Here is a 24992-nt window from a genome sequence, read left to right as displayed (position 1 = left end):
AGCTAGCTACTTTAAGCTAGCCCATAAAATTGAGTGTTACGCGTTAGGCATAAGGGCTGGCGTAGTCGCCAAGTTCGATAAGAATGCTCTTAGTCTGCGTATAGTGGAGTAGAGTCTCTGGTCCATTTTCACGACCAATACCCGAAAGCTTGTAGCCACCAACAGGCATTTCTGCTGGTGAATCACCCCACGTGTTCACCCAGCAAATACCCGCCTGTATTTGGTGAATAACGCGGTGAGCGCGAGAAAGGTTTTGCGTGAATACGCCAGCAGCAAGGCCGTATTTAGTATCGTTAGCACGGCGAATCACATCGTCTTCGTCAGTAAACTTCATTACCGACATCACTGGGCCAAAGATCTCTTGTTGAACGTGAGGCATATGGTCTTCGCAATCCACAAACACGGTTGGGATAACAAAGTTACCGTTTTCGAGGCCGTTGTCTGTCACTTGATAGCCGCCCGTCAGCAAGGTTGCACCCGACTGTTTGGCTAACTCAATCGCTTCAAGGACTTTTGCAAGGTGTTCTTTAGAAATCAACGCGCCGATCTGAGTTTCCATGTCCATTGGGTTACCAATGATCAGCTTCTCTGTGCGTGTTTTAAGTTGGTCGATGAATGCGTTGTAGATGTTTTCGTGCACATAAACACGAGTACCATTGGTACACACTTCACCTTGGGTGTAGAAGTTAGCGACCATCGAAGCGGAAACTGCATCATCCAATTTAGCGTCATCAAACACGATCATTGGTGATTTGCCACCTAGCTCCATAGTGACTGATTTCAGCGTTTTAGCGCTGTCAGCCATCACGGCTTTACCCGTACCGGTTTCACCCGTGAAAGAGACTTTCGCGATGTCTGGGTGCGCCGTTAGCATTTGACCCACACGGTAGTCACCCTGAACCACGTTGAACACGCCATCAGGAAGACCAGCTTCGGTAAAGATCTCCGCAAATTTGAGCGCGGTTAGCGGCGTTTCTTCTGAAGGTTTGAAAATCATCGAGTTACCCGCAGCAAGCGCCGGAGCTGATTTCCACATCGCGATTTGGATAGGGTAGTTCCACGCGCCAATGCCAGCACAGATGCCTAGAGGCTCGCGGCGTGTGTAAAAGAATTGAGATTCGCTCAGCGGTTGTTGGTCGCCTTGTAGAGTTGGAGCAAGGCCCGCAAAGTATTCAATAACATCAGCGCCAGACGCCACATCCACTTCAATGGCTTCTTGCAGCGGCTTGCCTGTATCAACAACCTCAAGGTTAGCAAGGTCATTGTTTCGAGCCCTAAGGATTTCAACGGCCTTCAAAAGAATGCGACTGCGCTCTACCGCTGTCATTGCTGACCATGCCGCAAAGCCACGCTTCGCGGATTCAATAGCGCGATCCACATCCGCTGCAGAGGCTTGGCCTAGCGTGGCGATAAGTTCGCCGTTTGCTGGGTTGATGCTATCAAAGGTTTCACCAGACGTAGCTTTGACCGCTGCGCCATCAATGTATAACGAGTTCATTTCCATTTGAGATTCTGACTTAATTATTGTTATTAGACTCTACTGGTCTAGTTTAAATGTTGGGTGTAAGTATTGGTCGTTCTAGTGCTGTTCTAGTTCTAACACTACGTTCTATTTGGTAGTGCACGAGTAGAACGTCAGTTGTTTATCAAGGTAATCGTTGATGATGGCGCGCGCCTTCTGAGCATCGATACCATCTGGGTTTAACGTGCCTCTCAGCCATAAACCATCAATCAGAGACGCGATCCCGTGAGCAACGAGATCTGCTTGTTCATGATTCAAAATACTTTTCAATTCAAGGCGTAAATGCGACAGCAAACGTCTTTCATTCACGCGCTGGAGTCTTTTTAGCTTTTGGTCATGCATCGAATACGACCAAAATGCCAACCACGTCTTCGCCACCTTATTTTCTGCTTGGTAACCTTCAAAGTTACCGTCGATGATGGCATTAATCCTCTGCTGGTGAACGTCAGCAGGGAGCGCTTTGAGCGCGGTGGTAATGGTATTGGACAGTTGGCGAAGGATTTCACGCATGGTCTCTTCGATCAGCCCGTGCTTGCCACCAAAATAGTGATTAATAATGCCGGTAGAGACTCCCGCTTCTTTGCTGATCAACGCAATACTCGCGGCATGCAAACCGACTCGATCAATCACCGTCATGGTCGCTTGAACAAGCTGTGGTTTACGTATGTCAGGCATCCCAACCTTCGGCATTTCTTAGTCCTTTTATTTTTTATTGAACGTTCAGTTAAATATAAAATGACAGAAATTTAGTTAGGGTTCAAATGATTATTTAAAACAAACTCGTAACAACACAGCACTCAAAAACCAACAAGTTATTTAAAAACAAACAGTTAAATATCATTTAGGGAACTAACGAAATCAATTAAAGATTTGAGGTGTGATAGTTAATGGTCAAATGTTTTCGCTCAATGAGAACAAAAATCAACCACTTGTCTTCTGAGCCGAAATGGGTGATATACAAAGAATAAGCATCGTTGTTTGTGGTTAAGAAGAGAAAATCGATGGCGAGATTGATCGAGAGCAGGAATGAAAATCAGATACGACAAGAGCACCTTTATCAAATTAGGTGCTCTCATTTTTATCACCAATATCGAGGCAACAAAGCGTGGTTAGTTCAACTAAAATGCCAAGTGGTAACTATTACTCGATTGATCCAGTGAGATCACCCAACTTTGCTCTTGCTCACTGCTGCTCATCGGCACCCAACGAGCGTAAATTTGCTCCCAGTTCCCATTAACCTCTAATTCCACAACATCGATTTGAGTGGGGTACACCGTGGTGATTCTCGACAAAGGGTCAGCGACAACATCACCGTTACTCATGACAAATGCTGACTCAGAGTACAAATGAAGAGCCCCTGCCGTCGTTCCCGTGTAGTCCATCGACAAACTGATCTTCTCACCGATATCGAATGAGAAACCAACAGGCGCCACAATGTCAGACGTACTGATCGCGGCAGGTTGGACTGCAGACGCAGGCAATTGAGCTGGCGTTGGAGACGGTGTCGCAGCTGGAGTCTGCGCAGGTGATGGACTCGTATTACCACCGCCTCCTCCTCCACCGCCGCCACAAGCGCTGATTACGAGTGAGAAGGATGTCATGGTGATTAATTTGCTTATCTTATTCATGGTGCTCTCCTACTCATCTGTCGCTGATATAACTTTGTTGGTGGTCGATGCTTTATACCATTCACCATCGGTTTCACCGCTGTTGGTTACCCATGTAGGGAATGACGTATACGCATCACTGATATCAACCAGTTCTACAGGGTGATCCCATTCGTCTCGAATATTAATAACCCATGGCATGTTATTGCTGGTTTTGAACGATTAAGAGCCCGAAGAGCTATCATCATGACTGTTAAACAAAGCATTATTCATATCACTGGTACCTGAAAACTCTTTTAAGTGAGTTTGCCACGTCATACCCGGCGGGCTTGCGACAAAATCACCATGATACGTACCGTCAGCAGCAAAAATGAACGAGTCATAAGGTGGGTAACCGATGTCGTCTCGAGAAACTGGCGTGGTAAATTCCACATACAATTCATAGTTAAGCACGTCAGCATTTTGTACCCCAGAACATGCACTTTGGGTTCGGTAGAAAACACAGCTTTCTGTAAGTTCACCTAAGTTTTCCAAATCTTCTCTTAGATTTTCTGACACCATCAATATCGTTTCACTCTCTCCCGTTTGCAGAATCGTGTGACCTACAGCGACGCCGTTACGAGTTAGTGTGGTAGACGCTACATTCGCAGGCAAAACATTCGGCAACTTCACTGCATAACCATTCGAGTAGCCTGCACCCATCGCTTGAAGCGTATAATCTACGGTCAAATTTTTGAGTTCTCGTTGACCGTTAAGCTGCTCCGTTACTTGATAACGCCAAACCACATCATTGAAGTCGTAGTCACCTTTTAGTGGCCAGTTATCCTCAAAAGCAATCGTTGCGTAGCTATTCGAACTTGAGTAAACCGATGTCACTGTCACGTCTTCATTGTTCTCTTGAACAAGCACCTCATATTTCGAGTCTGTTGTACCATCTTTGTTAACCCCATCAACCGCAGAAAACGGAGTAACATCAACCGTGAAGATCAAGTCGTTGAAATCATTGTCTCCACTAGGTCGGTAGATATCTTCAAAACCAAGCACCAAGAACTCATTCTCGGTATCAAGGAAAGCAACATTGTGTCTTCTATTTTCAGCGGTCGCCTCTGGATTCAAAGCAGGATAGCTATAGAAAGGCGTTCCCCAACCACCAAGCCAAGGAATGTTGTTATAAGATCCTTCCCAGCCCCAACCATTCGAAATGATAAAGAAGGCCAACGTTTGACCCGCGGTGAGTTGGACATTGAGATCGATGGTATCCCCTTCTTGCATTTCCCCAACATCAGCAACGGATGTATTAGGAAACACCACAACGTGTGCGTTGATGTCATCTTTAGTTGCAGGTGGGTTGTCGGTATCAAAAACAAAATAACCGAGTGTATTTCGATAGCCCGCCCCTTCGTTGAGGAACGTCAAAGATACAGTGGCGTATTCCGCGCCATTTAGCTCATCGTCAATATCAATACTTGAATAACGCTCAGGAGCAATGAATGCACTATTGACCGTACTACCTTCAGGTAGCATCGAATAGACGTTAGTTAAAACATCTTGCGGAAGTGACTCTGATATTGAATAGGTATTGTTGGGTTTACCTTTTGCAGAATAGTTTGACGCATCCGCCCCAGACTCAAATGTTAAGCCCGCAGTGGTCAACGCCAGCGCAACACATGGCATCAAGCAACTAGACAGTATGATTGAATTCCAATTTCTCATTATGTTCCCTCTTCACTAGCCTTAAACGTGTAAAGAGAGATAGAGCAAAGATAGTGCTGGTAATTAATATTTTATTTAACAATCACTTAGATGTTAATACTTATTTATTCTCATTTTGAGAATGAAGTTGAAGTGAAAAAGAAAACACAAAAAAGGTTGATAACGACGGAGTCACTATCAACCTTGCTAAGAGTTAGAACTATCGAGAACTATGCTTTTAGAACTTACTCAATACGGGTAATAAAACCATACTTATCCGAGTCGGCTTTCGTCATCCAGTGCTCACCAGAAGCTGGGGCAGAATCTAAAGTGAAGATGTAGAAATCGATTCCTTTGTCTCCTATCACCTTTTTGAAATAGGTCGCTTGTTGGCGATGACTCTCGTTGGTGTATGGGAACTCTTTAGCCGTTTTATCCCCCTCAGCCCAGCTATGCACACCCACCTGCTTATTCAGCTCAATAGCTTTGGTGGTATCAGCCCGTTGCAGAACTCGTGGATTCCCCGCTGCGAACAGATCCGTGCCACCCGAGAACACCGAACCCGTAGCAGTAACGACTGTCGTCATCTTGTTGTGGTGGATCATGCGCCCGGTGTACATGTTGATTTCGTCATCAGCACTACCACCGATATGATTGGTGAATTTCAACGTCATCTCGCTACCCGGGTACAACTTTACGATATCAAAAAGCTGAGAATAGGTGGATGCACCCAAAGTCGATTGAATTCGCTCAACAGCGCCAGTCTCTTTGAGCACATCTCGGTAAAAAGCATTGAAAGCAAATGAAGTGGTGATGGTGACCGTATTACCATTTTTGGTCTTACTCAGAATCGTCGAACCCAAGCTCGTCACGTATTGCGACAACTCATTTTGGTACTCAAGCTCAACTGCTTTTGCACTGTTCGTTTTTGTTTGGATTAACGTGGTCTCATTAGAAACAGAACGTAGCGCCGCGCCGCAATCAAACACATCCAAACCCTTGCTCTCAGTGTAGATACCGCAGCTATCAAACCCTGCATCAGGAAAGTACAGGTCAACACTTTGACCTAAACGGCTCGCAAGCCTTACTACTTTTTGCTTCTCACTGATGTCTTCAGCAAATTGAATTTGGTCATACTGCACACCGTTATAGGTCAGTTTCATTGACTCTTGAAGCTCTTCTCGCTCTTGATACAACTTACCTAATTTTACTGACGAAAATACGTAATCCGCCTTAGGTTTCACTTGTGCTTTAGTCGCTGCGTTACCAGAACTTGAACCTGAGTTACACCCAGCTAAAATAATCAAAGGCAGTGCCAGTAACGTTTTTCTATAGTTATTCATGCGTCATTCCCAAAATGTTTGATGGGAAAATTCTATTGTTTAGCGCTGAATTGATCTGTCTTGGGAATGTATGAGAATGTCGAACTTATTTGAACAATGTTTTTTATTTCCCTATAAATGCTAATTCATCATTGAACTAACTTATAAAGTGTTTAATCATTCGCTTTAGGTATTTGGCGAAGCATGTGAACTTATATGCAACAGCGTCTAATCGTAATAATTCATCACGACGAAGACTCGCTCACCTAATCTCAATAAGTGAAACGCACGACAAGGCTGATAATGGAATGACAAAACCTAAAATGATCATCGTGGAAGACGATTTGAAACTTCAGAAAATGTTGCAGGACTACTTTGTAGCGCAAGATTTTGATGTCACGGTATTGGATGATGGTAGCGATGCCGCACACACCATCCTCGAGGAACAACCTGACATCGTACTGCTGGATTTGATGCTTCCTGTAACTGATGGACTTACAATCTGCCGACAGACGCGTACGCACTATAAAGGTAAAATCTTGATGCTCACCGCTAGCGATGACGACTTTGATCACGTCGCTGGTTTAGAGACAGGGGCTGATGACTATGTCACCAAGCCAATCAAACCAAGAGTTCTGCTGGCCAGAGTTCGTTCGCTATTACGCCGCCAAGACACCAATACCGCTTCAGTCGATGACTCAGACACCCTTCAGTTTGATCAACTCGTTCTGAAAAACACTTATAAGAAGTGTGAACTTTCAGGTGCGGTTTTATCACTCACTGACAGCGAGTTCGACTTACTTTGGTTATTGGCAAGCAACCCAGATACGCCGCTATCTCGTGACTACTTGACGCAAACATTACGCGGGATTGAGTACGACGGAATAGACCGGACGATTGACAACAAGGTCGTACGTCTAAGGAAGATTTTGGGCGACGACCACACACCAGCAGAGAAAATTCAGACCATTCGCGGTAAAGGCTACTTGTTTGTTTCAACCGCCTGGCATTAACTTCGCTCAGTACGAGCGTAATGAAAGAGAGCGATTATGCGACGTATCTTTTTGGAGTCCCTATTAGGGCTGTTAGTTTGCTTCATGGGCGGCATTGTCGCTTACGAAATCTGTGTCTATCAGCTCAATACTGACTACGAATATGTTCTGCAAGATTATGAAGCAACAGCCCACCAGCAACTCATAGAAAACATCGCAAAAAATCAGGGGCTTGAAGCGGCTCAACAAGCCATGAACCAGTTTGTCGAAACCACTCGAAATAAACTGATTACGTTCAATCCAAAAGATGAAATACCAAGCTCTGTTTCAGAGTTCTTCTCGACCAACCCAAATACCTTTATCTTTCACGATGATGAGCGTGATCTTTGGTTTCGCTTAGCAAGCAGTGACAATACCTATCATTACCTACCCAACAGCGAAGCGTTCGTTAGGCAAAAAATAGAATTGGAAGATGACCTCATCTGGTTGTTTTTCCTAGCCAGCTTTATCTTATACGGCGTATGCCACCTATTTATCATCTTCCGCCGAGTTAAGAAGCTTGAATCGGCGACGCTAGCCTTTGCAGAAGGGGATCTCTCCTCGCGAGCCGAAACCTCAAGTGGCATTGCAATTGGCTCACTCAATAAGTCTTTCAACCTAATGGCAGACCGTATTCACCGACTGATTGAGAGTAATCGCTCGCTCACAAATGCGGTCGCCCATGAGCTGCGCACGCCGATATTCCGTATCCAATGGCAAGCTGAAATGCTTAAAGACACACCGCTCAATCAGTCTCAACAAAAGACTGTAGAAAGCATTGTGGAGGATACTGAAGAGATGGAGAAGATGGTCGACGAGCTATTGTGTTACGCCAAGCTAGATAGCTGCGACCTCGAAAATTTGCAGCAGCCTGTCGAGATAAATGACTTTCTTGGTCACGCAATGACACGTTGGAATAAAGATACTGAGCTCGATATCAACCTATCACTGCCACACCAACCATACGAGATTCTTGCGGATGAAATACTGCTGAACCGCGCTCTAGATAACCTCGTACGCAACGCCATGAAATTCGCACGCTCTCAAGTGTTAATTGAAGCCAGCGCGCATCAAGAGCAACTGCAGATAGCTGTACATGATGATGGCGATGGTGTGACTCAAGAGCATCAGGCTCGCTTGTTTGAACCGTTTTACGTTGGCGATAAAGCGCGTAACAAAGCCAAGAGTGGCCATGGTTTAGGGTTGTCTATCGTCGAGAAGATCTGTGCTCAACACAACGCAACCGTGGAAGTGGGTCAGAGCCATGCCTTAAAGGGTGCAGTATTCATCATAACCATTCAGCTATGTAATAATTCAGCTGACAAACCCATACAGTAACGACAAAACACCTCTGGAATAATGTTCAACATCGGTCGGGAGATGCTGTCTCCCATGAACTTATTAAATCTAGATAATCATGCCACTGCCTTTGTGCCTTGCCATCTAGGTTCCAATCATTCTTAGGGTATTTTTATGAAAAAGTTATTAGTTGTTTTAGGCATTGTTTCTCTAGCAGGTTGTTCAGGTATCAGCCACAACGAAGAAGTTTACACAGCGCACGCTGAGAGCTTCAACATCGTAGGTTTCCAAGTTCCTGGTAACACACAAGATCGTGCAATGGAATTGGTACCTGAAGGCGCTACGGTTGAAACTATTCGCTCTACAAACTCTGACACAAGCTCTGTTCTGGGTATCATCAACCGTATTATCGGTATCGACTACGTTCAAGTTGGCGGTAAGAAGCAGTAATTCGCTATCGTTGCATACTTAAGTTACGCGCCTTAAATCGTAGCCTGTACAAACTAAGTTCATCTAAGCCAGTGACCTCGTCGCTGGCTTTTTTCATCCAACCGGTTTTGTGCTCTGTGCCAAAGAACTTCTTAATTACCCAGCCCTGTTATAACTAACAATTCGAAATAATAAGCCAGAAAATCTTCGATTTATCATCAAAATATCCCTTAAATTCGCTTAATAGCCTCTCGCTCAAACTGACACGCCCAAATCGTTGTTCCTTCTATCAACCCGAAACTCGTTAATTGAGGCACAGATCAATTTGCACAAAAATCTTAATTTCCAAGAATAATTAACACTTGATAAAAGTGTCATGATTTTATAAATAAAACCTATGAGTGCGTTCAAAAATAAACAGAAATGATAACTATCTGTAAATACGATAAATATAAGTTTCATGAATAAAAGAGATCATTGCCATGCTACTAATTAATCAGATCGAATGATGTAAATTCGCTGTGAGAATTTTGTTACTTTTTCTTTGATTTTACATGGAAAGAGAAAATAACAATGAAAATAAGAAAGCGTTTAGTTGCCGTTGCTATAGCCAGTGCTATGTCTTTGTCAGTGCATGCAAATGAATCGGTTCAGATTGATCAACCGATCAACTTTACTAACTTTTCTGGGTTAAACACCCAGCTAGGTGTAAGTAATGCTTCTAGCTTCAAGATGGTTAAAGAAGTAAACCTCAAAAAGCGTGGCATCTACAAAGTGAAGATCCAGCAAAACATCTGGGGAACGCCAGTATGGGGGCACTACCTAAATGCAACTCAAAGTGTTCAAGGCGGTGCACTTAAATCCGTTCAAGGCCGCTACCTTAAGACAACAACCCTAGAGCGTTCTTTTGTTAAACCCTCCATCAACAGCGCTCAAGCGATTGAACTGGCGAGTAAAGATCTTAAGACTCAAGGCTTAACCAGCAAATCTCTAGACAATGTCCAACATGACTTGTTTATTTATCAGGGCACATCCAACCAAGGATCAGGTAAACAAGGCATTAGCACACAAGGTGCGGACAAAACACGCCTTGTTTACGTTGTCTCTTACCTTGTCGAAGGCAGTGAGCACCCAACTCGACCATTCACCATGCTCGATGCGCATACGGGTGAAGTCATCGACCGCTGGGAAGGTATTGCACACGCTCAGATCGGCACAGGCCCTGGTGGTAATGAAAAAACAGGCATGTACGAGTACGGTACCGACTACCACTACCTTGATGTTCAAGAAAATGGCACAGAGTGTGTTATGGAGTCGGAAAATGTTGTCACGGTTAACCTAAATGGCGCGACAGACGGCGACACCGTTTACAGTTATGAATGTCCTCGTAACGAATACAAGTCTGTGAACGGCGCATTCTCGCCACTGAACGACGCACACTACTTCGGTAACATCGTGTTCGACATGTATAAAAACTGGTTCGACACAGCACCACTCTCTTTCAAACTCATGATGCGTGTTCACTACGGTGAAAACTACGAGAATGCATTTTGGGACGGCAAGGCAATGACCTTTGGCGATGGTGAAAGCTTCTTCTACCCACTGGTAAGCCTAGATGTATCAGCGCACGAAGTGAGCCACGGTTTCACAGAGCAAAACTCAGGTTTGATCTACGCAAACCAATCGGGCGGCATGAACGAAGCCTTCTCTGATATGGCCGGTGAAGCGGCTGAATACTACATGAAGGGCACTAACGACTGGATGGTCGGCCGCAATATCTTCAAAGGCGAAGGCGCACTGCGTTACATGGACGACCCATCACGCGATGGCTCTTCAATCAACAACGCATCTGAATACTACGATGGCTTGAACGTACACTACAGCTCAGGTGTGTTCAACAAAGCGTTCTACCACCTTGCAACCACGCAAGGCTGGGATACTAAAAAAGCGTTCGAACTGTTCGTGTTAGCCAATCAAATCTACTGGTCTGAAAACAGTGATTTCTGGCAGGGCGCTTGTGGCGTGAAGAACTCAGCAACCGACCTTGGTTACAGTGCCGATGACGTGGTTTCTGCGTTCAACTTAGTGGGCGTATCCCCTTGTGGCGAGCCACCACTTCCGCCAGAACCGGAATATCAACGTCTTGAGAATGGTGTTGAAGCTGCAGTTGCTGGTGAAACAGGCTCAAAAACTTACTTCGATATCGAAGTACCAGAAGGCCAAGACAAGCTGACGATTGATCTTGCTGTTTCTACGGGTGACCCAGATATGTATGTCGGCCTAGATTACGCACCAAGCCCGCAAGAGAATATCTGTAAGAGTGAAAGCGTGACTGACGAAGTGTGTGTGATTGAGAACCCAACTTCAGGTCGCTACACAGTGAACATTCTAGGCTACTCAGATTACGCAGGTGCAAATCTAAAAGCATCGTACGAATCAGGCAACGCTAACGTACCGCCAGTTTCTTCTTTCGAACATACGGTTGTAGGCAAAGAAGTAGAGCTGCGCAGCACAAGTTCGGATAGCGATGGCCAAATCGTTTCTTACCAATGGAACCTAGGCGATGGCAACACGCAAACAGGTGAAGTGACTCGTTATACCTATGCTGAAACTGGCGACTACGTGGTTACCCTAACCGTGACTGACGATGCAGGTGTTGCGACATCAACAAGCAAGTCGATCACGATTGAAGGTGATTCAGCGGAAGGCTTCCCACTAAAACTGAAGTTTGGTAACAAAAAACCGAACGGCAAGGCTCGCGTTAAGCTGGCATGGGATTACGACACCAACGACTACTTCGTGATTAAGCGTAATGGCAAGAATGTCGGTGCGACAGACTTCAACTCATACGTCGACAAGTTCCGTCACAACGGCACAGTAGATGTCGAGTACCAAGTGTGTACCTCAAGCGATATCTGTTCAGAAACCAAGCACTACCGTTTCATTAAAGCACAGTAATCAATAGCAAATTCAGGGCTCCGAAAGGGGCCCTTTTCTCTATTGTCTGTTTAGCGCATGAAACATCTACACAAAAACATCCACGCATTACACAAAAATCACACCCATCAAGATAACAATAATCACCATAAAAAGGACGACAAATGGCTATTCAAAAAAGCATGCTAGCTTTGGCTGTACTCGGAGGTTCTCTAGCCTTAATCAACAGTACTTCGGCTTACGCATCCCTAGGCATCACACCACCAGCGAACCAAGAGGTTTGGATCACCACCGATGCTGACGCACAGCATATAATGACTCAACATGGCGCAACAGTTTACCCAAGCGTGACGGGAAACAAGCATTCCATCGTCGCGAAAATCAACCAGAAAGAGCTCGCTAAACTATCCAGCCACATGCACGAAGAAACCCACCGTTGTGGTGGCTACATGGTACACGAAGACAAAGCAAGCGCACTCAAAGCCGCAGCGATGCCACTGACAATGAGCACCTTCGAAAAGCCGGTAATCAGCCATCAAGACACAGTGAACGACCTACTCGCTCAGATCGAGCCGAACAACATGGTCTCGACCATTGAAAATCTAACCAACTTCACCAACCGTTTTTATACTACTTCTACTGGTGTTGCTGCTTCAGATTGGCTTTTAGAGCGTTGGGAAACAGAAATTAAGGATGTGCCGTATGCGTCTGCACGCCAGATCACGCATGCCGAATACCCACAGAAATCCGTTGAAGTGACACTGCTTGGCGCTAAATATCCTGAAGAGATCGTCGTGGTTGGTGGACACCTTGATTCGACCGTTGGATCTTGGACAAGCGAAGGCACCATCTCACCGGGAGCCGATGATGATGCGTCTGGTATTGCAACGGTAACAGAGTCGCTTCGCCTGATGATCGCCAGTGGCATTCAGCCAGACAAAACCATTAAGTTCTATGGTTATGCTGCAGAAGAAGTAGGGCTACGTGGTTCACAAGATGTCGCCAATGCATTAAGAGACGAACAAGCAAACGTTGTGTCGGTACTGCAATTAGACATGACCAACTACAACGGTTCGGCGCACGATATCACCTTCATCACAGACTATACCGACAGTAACTTAACCACCTACTTAAGCGAGCTGATCGACACCTATGCCAGCGACATCAGTTACGGTTTCGATGATTGTGGCTATGCCTGTTCTGACCACGCCTCTTGGCACAATGTTGGCTACCCAGCCGCCATGCCATTCGAGAGCATGTTCAATGATTACAACCCAAACATTCATACTCAGCACGACACGCTTGAGAACTCCGATCCAACAGCGACACATGCGACCAAGTTCGCCAAACTGGCCATTGCTTACCTTGTCGAAACCAGCCTTGATTCGCCCGTTGCAGGCTCTAAAGAGCTGCAAAATGACGTGCCTGTTGAAGGGCTTACTGCAGGATATGGTGAAGAGCAGTTCTTCACATTTACAACGGAAAGTGCAGGTCAGTTAACGGTGACATTAACAGGCTCTCGTAGTGGTGATGCGGATTTATATGTGAAACACAATGGTACAGTATCGAAAACAAGCTACGATTGCCGCCCATACCAGAACAGTAGCAACGAGCAGTGTGTATTGAACAAGCCAGCGGGTGAATTCAACATCATGGTGCGCGGCTACCGTAACTTTAACGATGTCACCATCGTCGCTAACTTTGTTCCTGATTAGCTTTAAGTTTAGTTGCTTGCTAGCCACTAACCCGAGCAAACACGGCTAAAACCAAAAATCCGCAAGTTCGATCCTAAATAGAATGGAGCTGGCGGATTTTTTATCATCTACGCTCTTCACTTGCTATGAACAGCCCTGTTCGAACAAACAAGCCATTAGTTTAATTCACAGTTAAGACGTTTTTTTGATCACCTTGCCACAAATGTATTCACCAATCGGCATTGCAGAGGTCGCTGCTGGCGATGGCGCATTACACACATGCAGGCTTCTTGGGCTTTCGGCAAACAGAAAATCATGTACCAAGGTACCATCTTTGAGCACCGCTTGAGCGCGTATGCCTGCTGGGTAAGGTTTGAAATCTGACACCGTAATGCTCGGGCAATATTTGTTGACCAATTTTAGATAGCCCGGCTTCCACCACGAGTTCTTAAGCTCGATCAAACCGGTTTTCATATTATTCGCAGTCACTTTCCAAAAGCCCGCAAATCTCAACATCTGCCAAGTGTCCTTAAAACTAAAGTTTAGCTTGCCATAGCCTTCTCTCTTCCAACCTTGAACTGCATTTGGCCCTACTGTTACGGAGCCATCAATCATACGTGTTAAGTGCACCCCCAAGAAAGGCAGTTCTGGATCAGGGATCGGATAGATAAGGTGATTCACCACCTGGTTGTGTTTCGCGTCCAACTGATAATACTCACCACGATAAGGCACGATTTGAAAGTCGGTTTCAATGCCAAGCATGCTGGTCATTCTGTCGGCCATCAAACCAGAACAAGTGATCAAGAATCGGCTGTTCAGTTGTAGAGTTTGACCATCTACTTTGCACGTTAACTGCACTTCATCTTCTTGCTCATCCGCCATGATCACTTCTGTGCCGAGACTGAGCTTGCCACCCGCCTCAACAAGCTCTTGAGCCATTACTTCTGTGACTTTTTTGTAGTCGACGATACTGGTGGTTTTGACATAAATCGCGCCCAAGCCCGTGATGTTTGGCTCTGCAAGTTTCAGTTGCGCTTGATCTAAGAGATCGACATCAATGTCGTTATCATGACAACGTTGATAGAGCGCGTTCATGCGCTCCACTTCCTGCTCATTGGTCGCGACCAACAGCTTACCGCAGTTTTCGACTGGGATATCGTGTTGGCTGCAAAAGGCGATAGTTCGCTCTACGCCACGCTTACAAAAATCGGCCTTTAAACTGCCTGGAGCGTAGTAAACACCCGCGTGAATCACACCGCTGTTGTGGCCAGTTTGGTGCTGCGCGAAGCCACGCTCCTTTTCGACTAAAAGGATACTTTTATCAGGGTGAGCTTGCTGTAATTGCCATGCCGTCGACACACCAACAATGCCACCACCAACGATAATATAGTCGTATGTTGAGTTCATAATATTCCTACATTCAATCCTTTAATTATAGGGAAGACGCGACAGTGTTAGACCCGGTTTGAGGTGACTTTTTTTCCTCACTTTCTGATTCCTTTTTCACTTGATTAGCATCGTATTTACGACCGCTGTAGATAAAGATACCAACAAAAATGGCAACACATACCAAACGGATCACGACTGAAACATCAGGCCATACTAGAGCTATACCTATCGCAACCAACACTACTCGAGTAATAATATTAACTTCGCTCTCTAGATAACCTTCAATCGCCGCGATAAACGCGTAAGTACCAATAACAGCAAAGCCACCCGTGACTAAAACGGAGGTCACATCCCAACTTACCAAGTTAGTGTAGGCAATCAACAATGGTACTAAATACAAGCCTTTGGCGATCTTCCATGCCATTAAGCCTGTTCTCATCGGGGGTGTTTTAGCAATGGTTGCAGCCGCAAATGCAGTTAAACAAACAGGCGGAGTCACGTTGCTGTCTTGCGATAACCAGAAAATAATTAAGTGAGCCGAAAGCAGTGCGAGACTGATTGCTTCTAAGCCAAGGCTCTGTTCAAGCAGAGTTTCCACAAAATCAGCAGGAACCAACGCAATCATCTCTTTCGCCGTTTCCAACGCCATCGGTGCGTTCAATAGATCAAGCTTATCTGGCGCAGCCAACATAAAGATGGCTTTAGCTTGCTCAGGAAGCTGCCCTGACACCAACAAGTCGAGCAGCTGACTTTCAGCAATCAATTTATACAAGGCAGGAGCAGACAATGTTCCCAACACAATATAAGCCGCCGTTACTGGTAACCCCATACCCAGAATCAAAGACGCCAGTGCGATCAACGCAATCATCACCAGTAACTCGCCATTCGCCCAGCTGTTGATCATCAAAGAGAAGGTGTTACCAATTCCCGTAGTGCTAATGACATTAACAACTAGACCAATACCAACTAATAACACAGCCGTTGTCGCCATGTTTTTTGCGCCTTGAGACAACGCTTCAATGATCGCTTTCGGTCCCATTTTGTGATTTTTAGAGAACCATGATGCCACCACCACAGAAAGAATCGAAATACCCGCAGCGTAAGTCGGCGTAAAGCCTTGAACGAGCAAAGTCACTAACACGGCCAATGGGATCAGGTTGTGCCAACCCGACAGCAATACCTTTAACAAAGGTTCACAGCCAGAGGTCACCTTTTGTACACCACTACGCTTCGCTTCAATACGCACGAAAAAGGCCACAGACAAAAAGTAGATAAGCGCAGGAACAAAGGAAACCGCAATAATATCGACATAAGGAATTTGCGTATAAGACGCCATGATGAACGCACCCGCACCCATCACAGGTGGCATCAGCTGCCCGCCAGTAGATGCAGCCGCTTCAACACCTGCCGCGAAACGCGAAGGGAAACCTGCCTTTTGCATCAAAGGAATACTGATCACGCCCGTTGATACTGTGTTTGCTACACTCGATCCGGAGACAGAGCCCATCAAGCCGGAGCCAATAACGGCAATGAAACCAGGGCCACCAATCACTTTACCCGCCGCGGCACGGGATACATCAATAATGTAGTCGCCGACACCAGATCGAACTAAAAATGCGCCAAATAAGATGAACATGAACACGAAGGTCCAACTGATTCTTGAGATCGAACCAAACATCCCTTCTGATGAGTAAAAGCTTCGATAAAGTAACGTCTCAAGGCTTAAACCCGGAAAATGAAAAATACCGCTGGTCCATTGTCCCCAAAGCACTACATAACTTAAGCACACTAAGATAAGCACTGGAATGAACCAGCCCATAGTGCGTCTAATCAGCTCAATGACGATGGCAATCGCCAAGATAGAGAAAAACCAATCACTGGCGATAAATTTTACGCCTCGGTCATACAACGCATCTTCGGCAAAGGGAATGTAGATAAGGCAAGCTAAAGCAGCCAAGGCAATCCCAATATCGATAGTTAATGCTATTTTGCTTTTTTTAAGCGAGACATGGGCGGGATACCAAAGTGCGCAAATGATTGCGAAACCAGCGAAATGCGTCGCCGAAATCCAAAGCTCTGGCAAGGTAGATAAAGTATTAAACCAAATATGTAGGAGGGAGAGTATCACTCCCATTGTCGTTATTGCTTTGCCTACCCAAGGGAAATCTGTTCGGGTAGGCAATTCGAATTTTTTCAGTTCCTGCTGCAGCGAATCGCTCATAGAAAACTCCTGCTCTCCACAGCCAAACGCGCAGAGAAAATCCATAAAGTAAGGTGGTGCGTTTTCACTTCAAATAATCGAACAAGACGGAGACGGTCAAATCAGACAAAGTAGCCGAAACAGATGAAAACGCACCAAGCAATTAATTAACGCGAATATTCAGTTCACGCCAAATAGCGAGTTAAAGATAAATGGCTAATCGAAGACAAAGGGTTAGTCGACGATCAACTCAGAAGGGATTTCTATACCCACTTCTTTATAGTAACGAGCAGCACCTGGGTGAAGCGGAACAGGAAGGCCTGCGATCCCTTTCTCAAGTGCCATTGCTTTGGTTGCTTTGTGGATACCTTGTAGGAAAGGTAGGTTTTCATAGATAGCTTTGGTCAGTTGATACACATCTTCTTCAGAAATGTCTTCACGAACCGCTAGGAAGTTAGGTTGGGCAATCGTAGTAATTGGTTTATCGACACCTGGATAAGTGTTTGCTGGGATCTCATACTTGGTCCAAATATTGTAATCACCATTCGCTTGTTTGATTTGTGCATCGGTAAACGACAGGATTTGAATGTCTTCACCCAGTGCTGCAAAGGCTTGCGTCACCGCACCAACAGGAACACCAGCAGGCGTGTTCATACCATCAATTGTGCCATTTTGTAATGCGCTCGCACTGCCACCGTAACCCATAAAGGCGAGTTTAAATTGTTCTGGGTCCACGGATAAGCCTTGCATGATTTGACGACCTGAGTTTTCAGTCCCAGAGTTCTTCTTACCGATAGAGAATTTCTTACCGTTTAGGTTCTCTAGATCGCTTACCGTACCTGTTTTTGCTAGATCTGAACGCACAATAAAGTGTTCAACGTTTTGCCATAACATGGAAACTGAACGCAGTTGAGTTTGTCTGCCAGATTTCTCATATGGCCCCAAACCCTGCCAAGCCCAAGCACCATACAAACCTTGTAGAATGGCGAACTGAGCTTCGTTCTCGTTCAACAACTTTACGTTCTCACCCGAGCCCGCAGAGCTAATAGCCGCTAAAGAAAAGTGCTGCTTAGGCGCAAGCTTAACTTTACTCAATGTCGCTAAGGCCACACCTACCGGATAGTAAGTACCACCCGTTGAGGCCGTCGCTAAAATATAGCTGCGATCTTCTTCAGCTGACGCATTACTGATAAGGCCAAGAGAAGCCATTGCTATCGCTAAAGTTTTAACTAGCTTGTTGTATTTCATTGTTACTCTCCATGTAGGGTTATTCACGTTATATTTTTGTTAACAAAAATCACTAGATAGCAAGCACAATGCCAATTTTTAAACTACTGTTTTTATTATAATTTATTTTAAAAGCCACCTAAAGTAAGCCATTTTTTGCTTATTTCATTACTAATGAGTAAGCTATTTTTTGCTTATCCAAAGCCGCAGTTAACATCCCCTTAAAGGTAGTCAGGTCACATCATGTTATATTTATGTGATCAATGTTTATAAAGTGATAAATATACGATGAGCCATTTATTGCTCATCAATATCCAATAAACACGACTGTCAAACCGATCATTGAGAATCGACGTAGTCACTTCGATTCAACCCATAACGCACCATCTTTTGGTTCAATGTTCGACGAGGTAAATCCAAGTCTTGCATCACGTCATTGATGCGTCCCTGATACCGCGCTAGCGCATCATGAATCACTTTCCGTTCAAAGCTCTGCACTTGAACCGCCAACGGGATGCCTGCCGTTGTAGACTCTGTGACAGAATTAGGACGACACGCCAAAATATCACCAACGGTCTGGCTTTCATCCAGCGCAAAACGAATCGCAACATTGCGCAGTTCACGCACATTGCCCGGCCATGCATACGACAACAAGGCATAGCGATCGGCTTCACTGGCCGCTCGGGTTTCGCTGTTCGCTTCTTGAGTGAAGTGTTCAAAAAGGATAAGAGCATCGTCTTCTCGTTCACTAAGGGGAGGTAAATGCAGTTGAGCAACGTTCAAACGATAGAAAAGATCTTGGCGAAAGTCCGGATGATTTAAAAGGTCGCATTTCGAAGCTGAAACTATTCTTAAATCAACATGTTGCTGTTGATTACCACCGACACGCTCAACAACATTGTCTTGTAAAGTACGTAGCACTTTGACTTGCATCGACAACGGCATACTTTCTATTTCGTCAAGAAAGACCGTACCTTTGTCGGCAAATTCAAGCTTACCAATTCGTCGCTTGGCAGCACCAGTAAATGCCCCGGCTTCATGACCAAACAGCTCGCTTTCAAATAGATTCTCTGGAATCGCACCACAGTTTAGTGGCACAAAAGGATGAGGTTTACGCTGACTAAATTTATGTAAACAAGAGGCAACGAGCTCTTTCCCACAGCCAGTTTCACCATAAATGATCACGTTGGTATCAATGGAAGCGACTTTTTGTATTTGTTCTCGTAATGCACACATCACTTTGCTGCGGCCAATCAGAACTTGTTCAATGCCCTTCAGGTTATCCAAATAGCTTTGACGATTTATCCTATCTTGACCACTTTGATGTTTATCTACCGCTTCCGATACCGTTTGAGACAAACGCTCTGGATCGAACGGCTTTTCTATAAAATCATACGCGCCTTGCTGTAATGCCTTAACGGCCATATCGACATCACCATGTCCGGTGATCAAGATAACAGGTACTTCTGGCACCAAATCTTTAAAGCGACTTAACAGTTCAACACCATCAATATCAGGTAAGCGCACATCGCTAATGATGGTCTGAAAATCACCTTCCACGACCGCATCTAACGCGTCTTGTCCAATCTCAAAAGCGGTGACATCGAAGCCTGCCAACTGCAACCATTGGCTGGTTGCTTGACGCACAATTGCGTCATCTTCAATCAAAGCAATACGTTGCATGATCTCTTCCCATCGCTTACACCTAAATAATATCGACCACGGTATGTAAAAAAGCCGCAGACTAAAAGGAGCTAGCTCCCACTTTGAATAACACTCCTTTAACAGTTTTATAATGTTTGCTAGCTTCAATTTGTTCCAGATTCAACCTTCCATGTGGTAATAAAACGCAGCTTTTCAACTCAATAATTTTAAAAGGATTTAATCAAGCATGATTAACAAAAATCGATATTGGTTATTCCTGTGTGCCTGTTTATTGATTGGTTTGGTGCAGGTCACCACCAAGAATGGCATCAGCCAGTGGAAGCTTGAGCAAGCCCAACGCTATGCCGAACAGCGCTTCCTTGGTTACATTGCCGAAGCAAGGCGAACCCTTAAACGTTTCTACTATCTGCCCTACCTAGTCACCAATGATGAAACCACGGTGCGTTTTATCGATGGTGAAGACCGCCTTGAAAAACGCATCAAGAAACAACTGATTCAATTGGATAAAGCCGCTAATACCAAGGGTTGGTATCTGCTTTCTGGCGAAGGGGACTTGTTGGTATCGAGTGTCGAAAGAAGCAAACTGAGCAATAAAAACGCCAGCACGATTGTTTCTAAGATTCACCAGCAAGGTGGTGCGATTTCGCTGGTGACAAAAAACAAAGGCGTGACGCCCGATTACTTCATTGCCGCACCCGTTTATCGAGCCTCTGATGTAGTCGGTATTGTCGCAGTACAAATCGATTTGTCATTGTTAACCGATCAATGGTTTGCCGATGGTGAAGCGATACTGTTCCAGAACCCTCGTGACCAGTTCTTTCTCTCCAGCGACAACAAGCTGAGTGCCGACTGGTTCAATGACAACTTCAACTCTCAGCCGACAGCCACAAAGCGTGAGTTGTATGACCAAACCCACATTCGCGTGTGGCGACTGCAAGGTAAAGACTATCTGATTCAGTCGATCAAGTTAGACGATCTCAACTGGCGATTAACCTACCTAACGCCATTAACCAGCCTCAACCAAACCACGAGTTGGATCAGCTGGAGCGTAGCGGTGGCTTGTCTTTTCGTCATGCTATTGCTAGTGATTCTTTATCAAAGACGCCAGAAAAAACTCAGTAATCTGCGAATCCAAAAGCTAATCGAAGAGTCGGAAAAGCGCCTATCAGGAATGATAAACAAGACCCACGTTGGACTTGTACTGATCGATAAGCACGGTCATATCCACGACATTAACTTGATGGCGAAGAACTACTTCTGCCTGTCCGATTCGATGATCAACAACATTAAGGCGTGGCAGTTATTTGAAGCGGGCAATCCGAATTCAACCACGTTGCAGCTACTCAAGAACTTAGAGCAACACCAAGAACTGGCCGAGATCACCAGCGTTGAAACCATGGCAAGACGCAGTGATGGCAGCTATTTCCCAGTATTGTTCTCTATTAGCGCCTTTCCTTGGCATGCCACGACCTATTACCTGTGTACCGTGATTGATATCAGTAAACGTAAGAAAGCAGAGATTGCAGTTCAGGAAGCCAATAAAACACTTCAACTGCGCGTAGAAGAGCGAACACAAGATCTAAAAGATGCGCAGCGAGAGTTGGTTGAATCAAGCAAACTTGCCGCATTAGGTCGTATGTCGAGTGCGATTACTCATGAACTCAATCAGCCGCTTACTGGCCTAAAAACCCTGCTTTCAAGCAACCAGCTACTGATGGAAAGGGGTGAGACTAAGATGTTGAAAGCGAACATGGACTTAGTCATGAGCCTAATCGACAGAATGGCTAACATGACCAGCCAATTGAAGTCGTTCGCCTTCCAAAGACTGGAAAAGCCTTACCCAGTTTCACTGACAGACGCGCTGCAAGAAACCCTGCGTATTCATCAAGCCGAATTGGAAAACGTCGATATCCGCGTGCGTGTCGCTTCCAATATTTCGATGGTAATGGGAGAAGAGGCGCGACTTAGACAAGTGCTTGGTAACCTGCTTAGAAACGCTGTCGATGCCACGCAGAATCAGAAACCAGCGACCATTGTTATCAGCGCTCATACCGAGCAACAACGCGTGGTCATCAAGGTTCAAGATAACGGTTGTGGTGTGTCTGAAGATCAACTCGAAACCATTTTCGAACCGTTTCACACCAACAAAAAAATGGGGGAAGGCTTAGGACTCGGGTTGGCTATCACGGCAAACAACGTGCGTGATATGCAAGGTACCCTAATTGCGAAGAATAATTCAGACCAAGGCATGACATTTACGTTAACGCTGAAGAATGTCGATAGTAAGTAATTACTTACATTGAGCTTAAGCACCCCATTCTATTGAGTCACTAAAACTAAAAAACCGCCCACAGAGGGCGGTTTTGATTCACTGATTGGCGTGTGACTTATCAGCTAATCCGTTAACGACTTACTCAGCTAACTGCTTCAACAATAGTTCTGTTGGGCGCACAATCGCGATGATCGATTCATCGTAGATTTTCGCTGAATCAGACAGAATCGCTTGATAAGCGTTCACATCGGCTTCTCTTACCTTCTCGCCAGCTTGCGCTTTAGCAATTAAGGTTAATGCTAAATCTGCAACTTCGACGGTTTTCTCAGCAACCACAACCGTCTCTACCGAAGATACGCTACCCGCAAAGACAGTTTCCGCTGCTAGTGCAGCCGATTTTGCTTGTTGATAATGATCTGCAAGTTGCTCAAGCGCTTGTTGATTGCCTGTCGCCACTTCGTTGACCAAGTCTTGCATCTCATACACCGCGTAGCTTTCCACAGGCAGCGCATCCACGAAGCGGTTTAGGCGCTCGTATTGGCTGTACAAGGTGCCCTTAGGTTCGGTGGAATTCCACTTCTCCCAGTTACGAGCATAATACTGTGCTGGCTCGGTGTACTTCGCTAGCACGCGCAGGTCGTGAATATCTTGGCCTTTTGCAATGCGCTTCAACAACATGTCAGCATCGGCGTGGTGACGTAATCCAACCGACACTTCCGACCATGTATCCATCGCTTTCATGCGCTTATACATGCTTCGTTCATCAGTCAGTTCAGCATCCGACCAGAAACGCTCTGCAATTGCATAGCTGCGTGGCCATAAGTAATTTTCTACCGTGAGGCTGTCTTTGTTCTCTAGCCACATGGTGATCTCGCCGCCTAAAATAAGCTCTTTTTCTTTGTCGGTTAGCTCCGCAGGGTAACCACCATTTGGCTCAGGGATCACGCTGCCTTCAACATCGCTGCTCGCAATCACTTCACCTGTGGTTGGCCAGCGCACGTTACCAATTAACTGATAGCTGCCTTCCGCAAACCCATTTGGATTGAGGTTAAGGTTGAACTCGGTGTACGACATGAAGTTATCGAAGTGGCCAACAAAGGTTTTACCCGGCACATAATCAAGGATGTAGATCTCTTCACGAGACTTGCCGTTGTAATCACTGAACGCGCGGAAAGTACCGTCTTTCGCTTCAATGATAGTCAGTGTTCCCTTACGTGGGCTGCCTTTAGAACGAGGCTTTTGCCATTGGTAAGTCACAAACTTCTCACCGCTGTGAAGCTTGTCGTCAACCGTGATGCCAGTTGGCATTGGATCATTACGATAGTGGTAACTGGTTGGCTGAGGTTGGTCTAGGTAATAACCCGTAGACAGAATACCTGGGTAGCCCTCTTTCGCCGCACGACCAATGCTGTCGTGTCCTTGCCAGCTCTGAATCACGATAGAAGTTGGCAGATCTTTATGCCAAATCTCATCCCAACCCGTCATCTTCTTGCCGCGTTCTTCCAGCATCTTTTCAACTTTTACGTTGAGGTAAGACTGCAGGCCGCGCTCACCATCAATATTGTTCTCTTCAATGAATTCTTGGTGCTTTTCGCTGTTTTTCCATTGCGCATAGTTCGGCTCATCGCCACCAATGTGGAAGTACTCATCTGGGAATAGTTCTGTCACTTCGTCGAACACATCGCCCAGCATTTCATAGAGCTCAGGATTAAGTGGATCCATCAGTGGCTCAAATACGCCCCAACCACGTTCTTGTTCGTAGCTTTGACCTTCACCACCCGACATCAAGTGTGGGTAAGCATGCGCCACAGCAGAAGAGTGACCCGGCAAGGAGACTTCAGGAATCACACGAATACCAAGGTTACGAGCATACTCGACTAGGTAACGAACTTGGTCTTTGGTGTAGTAGTTACCGTCGGCAGTTTCAGACCACAGACGCGGCCAAGATTCCGTTTGAATACGAATACCTTGGTCGTCCCAGAAGTGCCAATGGAAAACGTTCATCTTCGCCGATGCCATCGCATCTAACTGACGAATCAGCACATCGAATTCAATGAAATGACGCGAGGTATCATAAGAGACACCACGCCAACGGAAACGAGGCTCATCGACAATTGTTACGGCAGGAATACGGTAGCCAGTCGCTGTCGTTTCGACGAGCTGTAAAAGGGTTTCGATGCCGTGGATAGCGCCATATGGGCTTGGTGCGCTCAGCGTGATTTGCTCACCCTGAGTGGTAATCTTGTAGGACTCTACAGAGTCGATGTTCTGTACTTCAGACTTTGGTGCCGCGTCGATATCAATGATCAGGTTCGCTTCGTCTGCACTATCAACCTGCCAGTTTAAAATCGGTACGCCAGTTTGGCGCTCAAGGCGGTCGACAAAGCGTTTTGCGGTGTACTCAACGCGATCAGAGTTAAAGCCTTTGATGTAAACCTTGAAGTTACCGTCAACCTTAACTTGCCCAGCTTGTAGCTCGACGGTCTGTGGATACGGCATTAAATTTAGATCGGTATTCGGAGCCATTGCTAACGCCATTGGGGACACTACTGAACCTGAAATCAATAGAGACAATATAGTTTTTTTCATTATTAGTTTTCCTATATAACGGGGGTTCTGTTTTGTTTATCGGAGGCAATTCACAAAACAGAACCTTCAGCCACTGCTGTTGTTTATCGTGAGCTCATTCGCCTGTTAACAAACGAA

General features: G+C 45.5%; 15 protein-coding genes and 1 pseudogene. 6 read left to right on the top strand and 10 right to left on the bottom strand.

Annotated features, from left to right (window positions below):
* Nucleotides 1–43 precede the first annotated feature (43 nt).
* The 5 genes and pseudogenes from betB to ITG10_RS19080 all read right to left on the bottom strand — a co-directional run bounded on the left by betB (nt 44) and on the right by ITG10_RS19080 (nt 6164).
* A complete protein-coding gene (gene betB / locus ITG10_RS19100) occupies nt 44–1504 on the bottom strand; it encodes a betaine-aldehyde dehydrogenase (RefSeq protein WP_017632039.1) in 1461 nt (486 codons plus the stop codon).
* A gap of 105 nt (nt 1505–1609) precedes the next feature.
* Complete coding sequence (betI, locus tag ITG10_RS19095; protein WP_017632038.1) at nt 1610–2212, bottom strand: transcriptional regulator BetI; 603 nt, start codon at nt 2210–2212, stop codon at nt 1610–1612.
* A gap of 428 nt (nt 2213–2640) precedes the next feature.
* The gene (locus tag ITG10_RS19090) at nt 2641–3150 is read right to left on the bottom strand and encodes a hypothetical protein (protein WP_017632037.1); all 510 of its coding nucleotides are present in this window, start codon (nt 3148–3150) and stop codon (nt 2641–2643) included.
* A 9-nt stretch (nt 3151–3159) separates the two neighbouring features.
* A pseudogene (locus tag ITG10_RS19085) lies at nt 3160–4842 on the bottom strand (LruC domain-containing protein).
* Between the two features lie 224 nt (nt 4843–5066).
* On the bottom strand, nt 5067–6164 hold the full coding sequence (locus ITG10_RS19080) for an alpha/beta hydrolase (protein WP_248387073.1): 1098 nt from the start codon (nt 6162–6164) through the stop codon (nt 5067–5069).
* Between the two features lie 287 nt (nt 6165–6451).
* Here ITG10_RS19080 and ITG10_RS19075 point away from each other — a divergent pair, with 287 nt between their 5' ends.
* The 5 genes from ITG10_RS19075 to ITG10_RS19055 all read left to right on the top strand — a co-directional run bounded on the left by ITG10_RS19075 (nt 6452) and on the right by ITG10_RS19055 (nt 13554).
* Complete coding sequence (locus tag ITG10_RS19075) at nt 6452–7156, top strand: response regulator (protein WP_026084369.1); 705 nt, start codon at nt 6452–6454, stop codon at nt 7154–7156.
* Nucleotides 7157–7192: 36 nt separating this feature from the next.
* The gene (locus ITG10_RS19070) at nt 7193–8512 is read left to right on the top strand and encodes an ATP-binding protein (protein ID WP_026084368.1); all 1320 of its coding nucleotides are present in this window, start codon (nt 7193–7195) and stop codon (nt 8510–8512) included.
* A 135-nt stretch (nt 8513–8647) separates the two neighbouring features.
* Nucleotides 8648–8923, top strand: a complete 276-nt coding sequence (locus ITG10_RS19065; protein ID WP_017632032.1) for a hypothetical protein — start codon at nt 8648–8650, stop codon at nt 8921–8923.
* A 552-nt stretch (nt 8924–9475) separates the two neighbouring features.
* The gene (locus ITG10_RS19060) at nt 9476–11860 is read left to right on the top strand and encodes a M4 family metallopeptidase (protein ID WP_017632031.1); all 2385 of its coding nucleotides are present in this window, start codon (nt 9476–9478) and stop codon (nt 11858–11860) included.
* A 143-nt stretch (nt 11861–12003) separates the two neighbouring features.
* Nucleotides 12004–13554: a M28 family metallopeptidase gene (locus ITG10_RS19055; protein ID WP_017632030.1), complete on the top strand. Its 1551-nt coding sequence runs from the start codon at nt 12004–12006 to the stop codon at nt 13552–13554.
* Between the two features lie 171 nt (nt 13555–13725).
* Here the strand turns inward: ITG10_RS19055 and lhgO are convergent, their stop codons facing one another.
* The 4 genes from lhgO to ITG10_RS19035 all read right to left on the bottom strand — a co-directional run bounded on the left by lhgO (nt 13726) and on the right by ITG10_RS19035 (nt 20032).
* On the bottom strand, nt 13726–14940 hold the full coding sequence (lhgO, locus tag ITG10_RS19050; RefSeq protein WP_017632029.1) for an L-2-hydroxyglutarate oxidase: 1215 nt from the start codon (nt 14938–14940) through the stop codon (nt 13726–13728).
* A gap of 25 nt (nt 14941–14965) precedes the next feature.
* Nucleotides 14966–17143: a TRAP transporter permease gene (locus ITG10_RS19045; RefSeq protein WP_017632028.1), complete on the bottom strand. Its 2178-nt coding sequence runs from the start codon at nt 17141–17143 to the stop codon at nt 14966–14968.
* Between the two features lie 213 nt (nt 17144–17356).
* Nucleotides 17357–18370 (bottom strand): TAXI family TRAP transporter solute-binding subunit, encoded by a 1014-nt coding sequence (locus ITG10_RS19040; RefSeq protein WP_010432072.1) that lies wholly within the window; start codon nt 18368–18370, stop codon nt 17357–17359.
* Between the two features lie 318 nt (nt 18371–18688).
* The gene (locus tag ITG10_RS19035; protein ID WP_017632027.1) at nt 18689–20032 is read right to left on the bottom strand and encodes a sigma-54 dependent transcriptional regulator; all 1344 of its coding nucleotides are present in this window, start codon (nt 20030–20032) and stop codon (nt 18689–18691) included.
* Nucleotides 20033–20240: 208 nt separating this feature from the next.
* Between ITG10_RS19035 and ITG10_RS19030 the strand changes: the two genes are divergently transcribed.
* The gene (locus ITG10_RS19030; RefSeq protein ID WP_248387072.1) at nt 20241–22304 is read left to right on the top strand and encodes an ATP-binding protein; all 2064 of its coding nucleotides are present in this window, start codon (nt 20241–20243) and stop codon (nt 22302–22304) included.
* A 120-nt stretch (nt 22305–22424) separates the two neighbouring features.
* Here ITG10_RS19030 and ITG10_RS19025 read toward each other — a convergent pair whose 3' ends face one another.
* Nucleotides 22425–24875 (bottom strand): family 20 glycosylhydrolase, encoded by a 2451-nt coding sequence (locus tag ITG10_RS19025; protein ID WP_017632026.1) that lies wholly within the window; start codon nt 24873–24875, stop codon nt 22425–22427.
* Nucleotides 24876–24992 lie beyond the last annotated feature (117 nt).

Origin of the sequence: Vibrio sp. ED004 (assembly GCF_023206395.1) — a bacterium.
In the GTDB taxonomy this organism is placed as follows: Bacteria; Pseudomonadota; Gammaproteobacteria; order Enterobacterales; family Vibrionaceae; genus Vibrio.
Note: the sequence above shows the minus strand (reverse complement) of the source record. Positions and strands in the feature narration are given on the sequence as shown.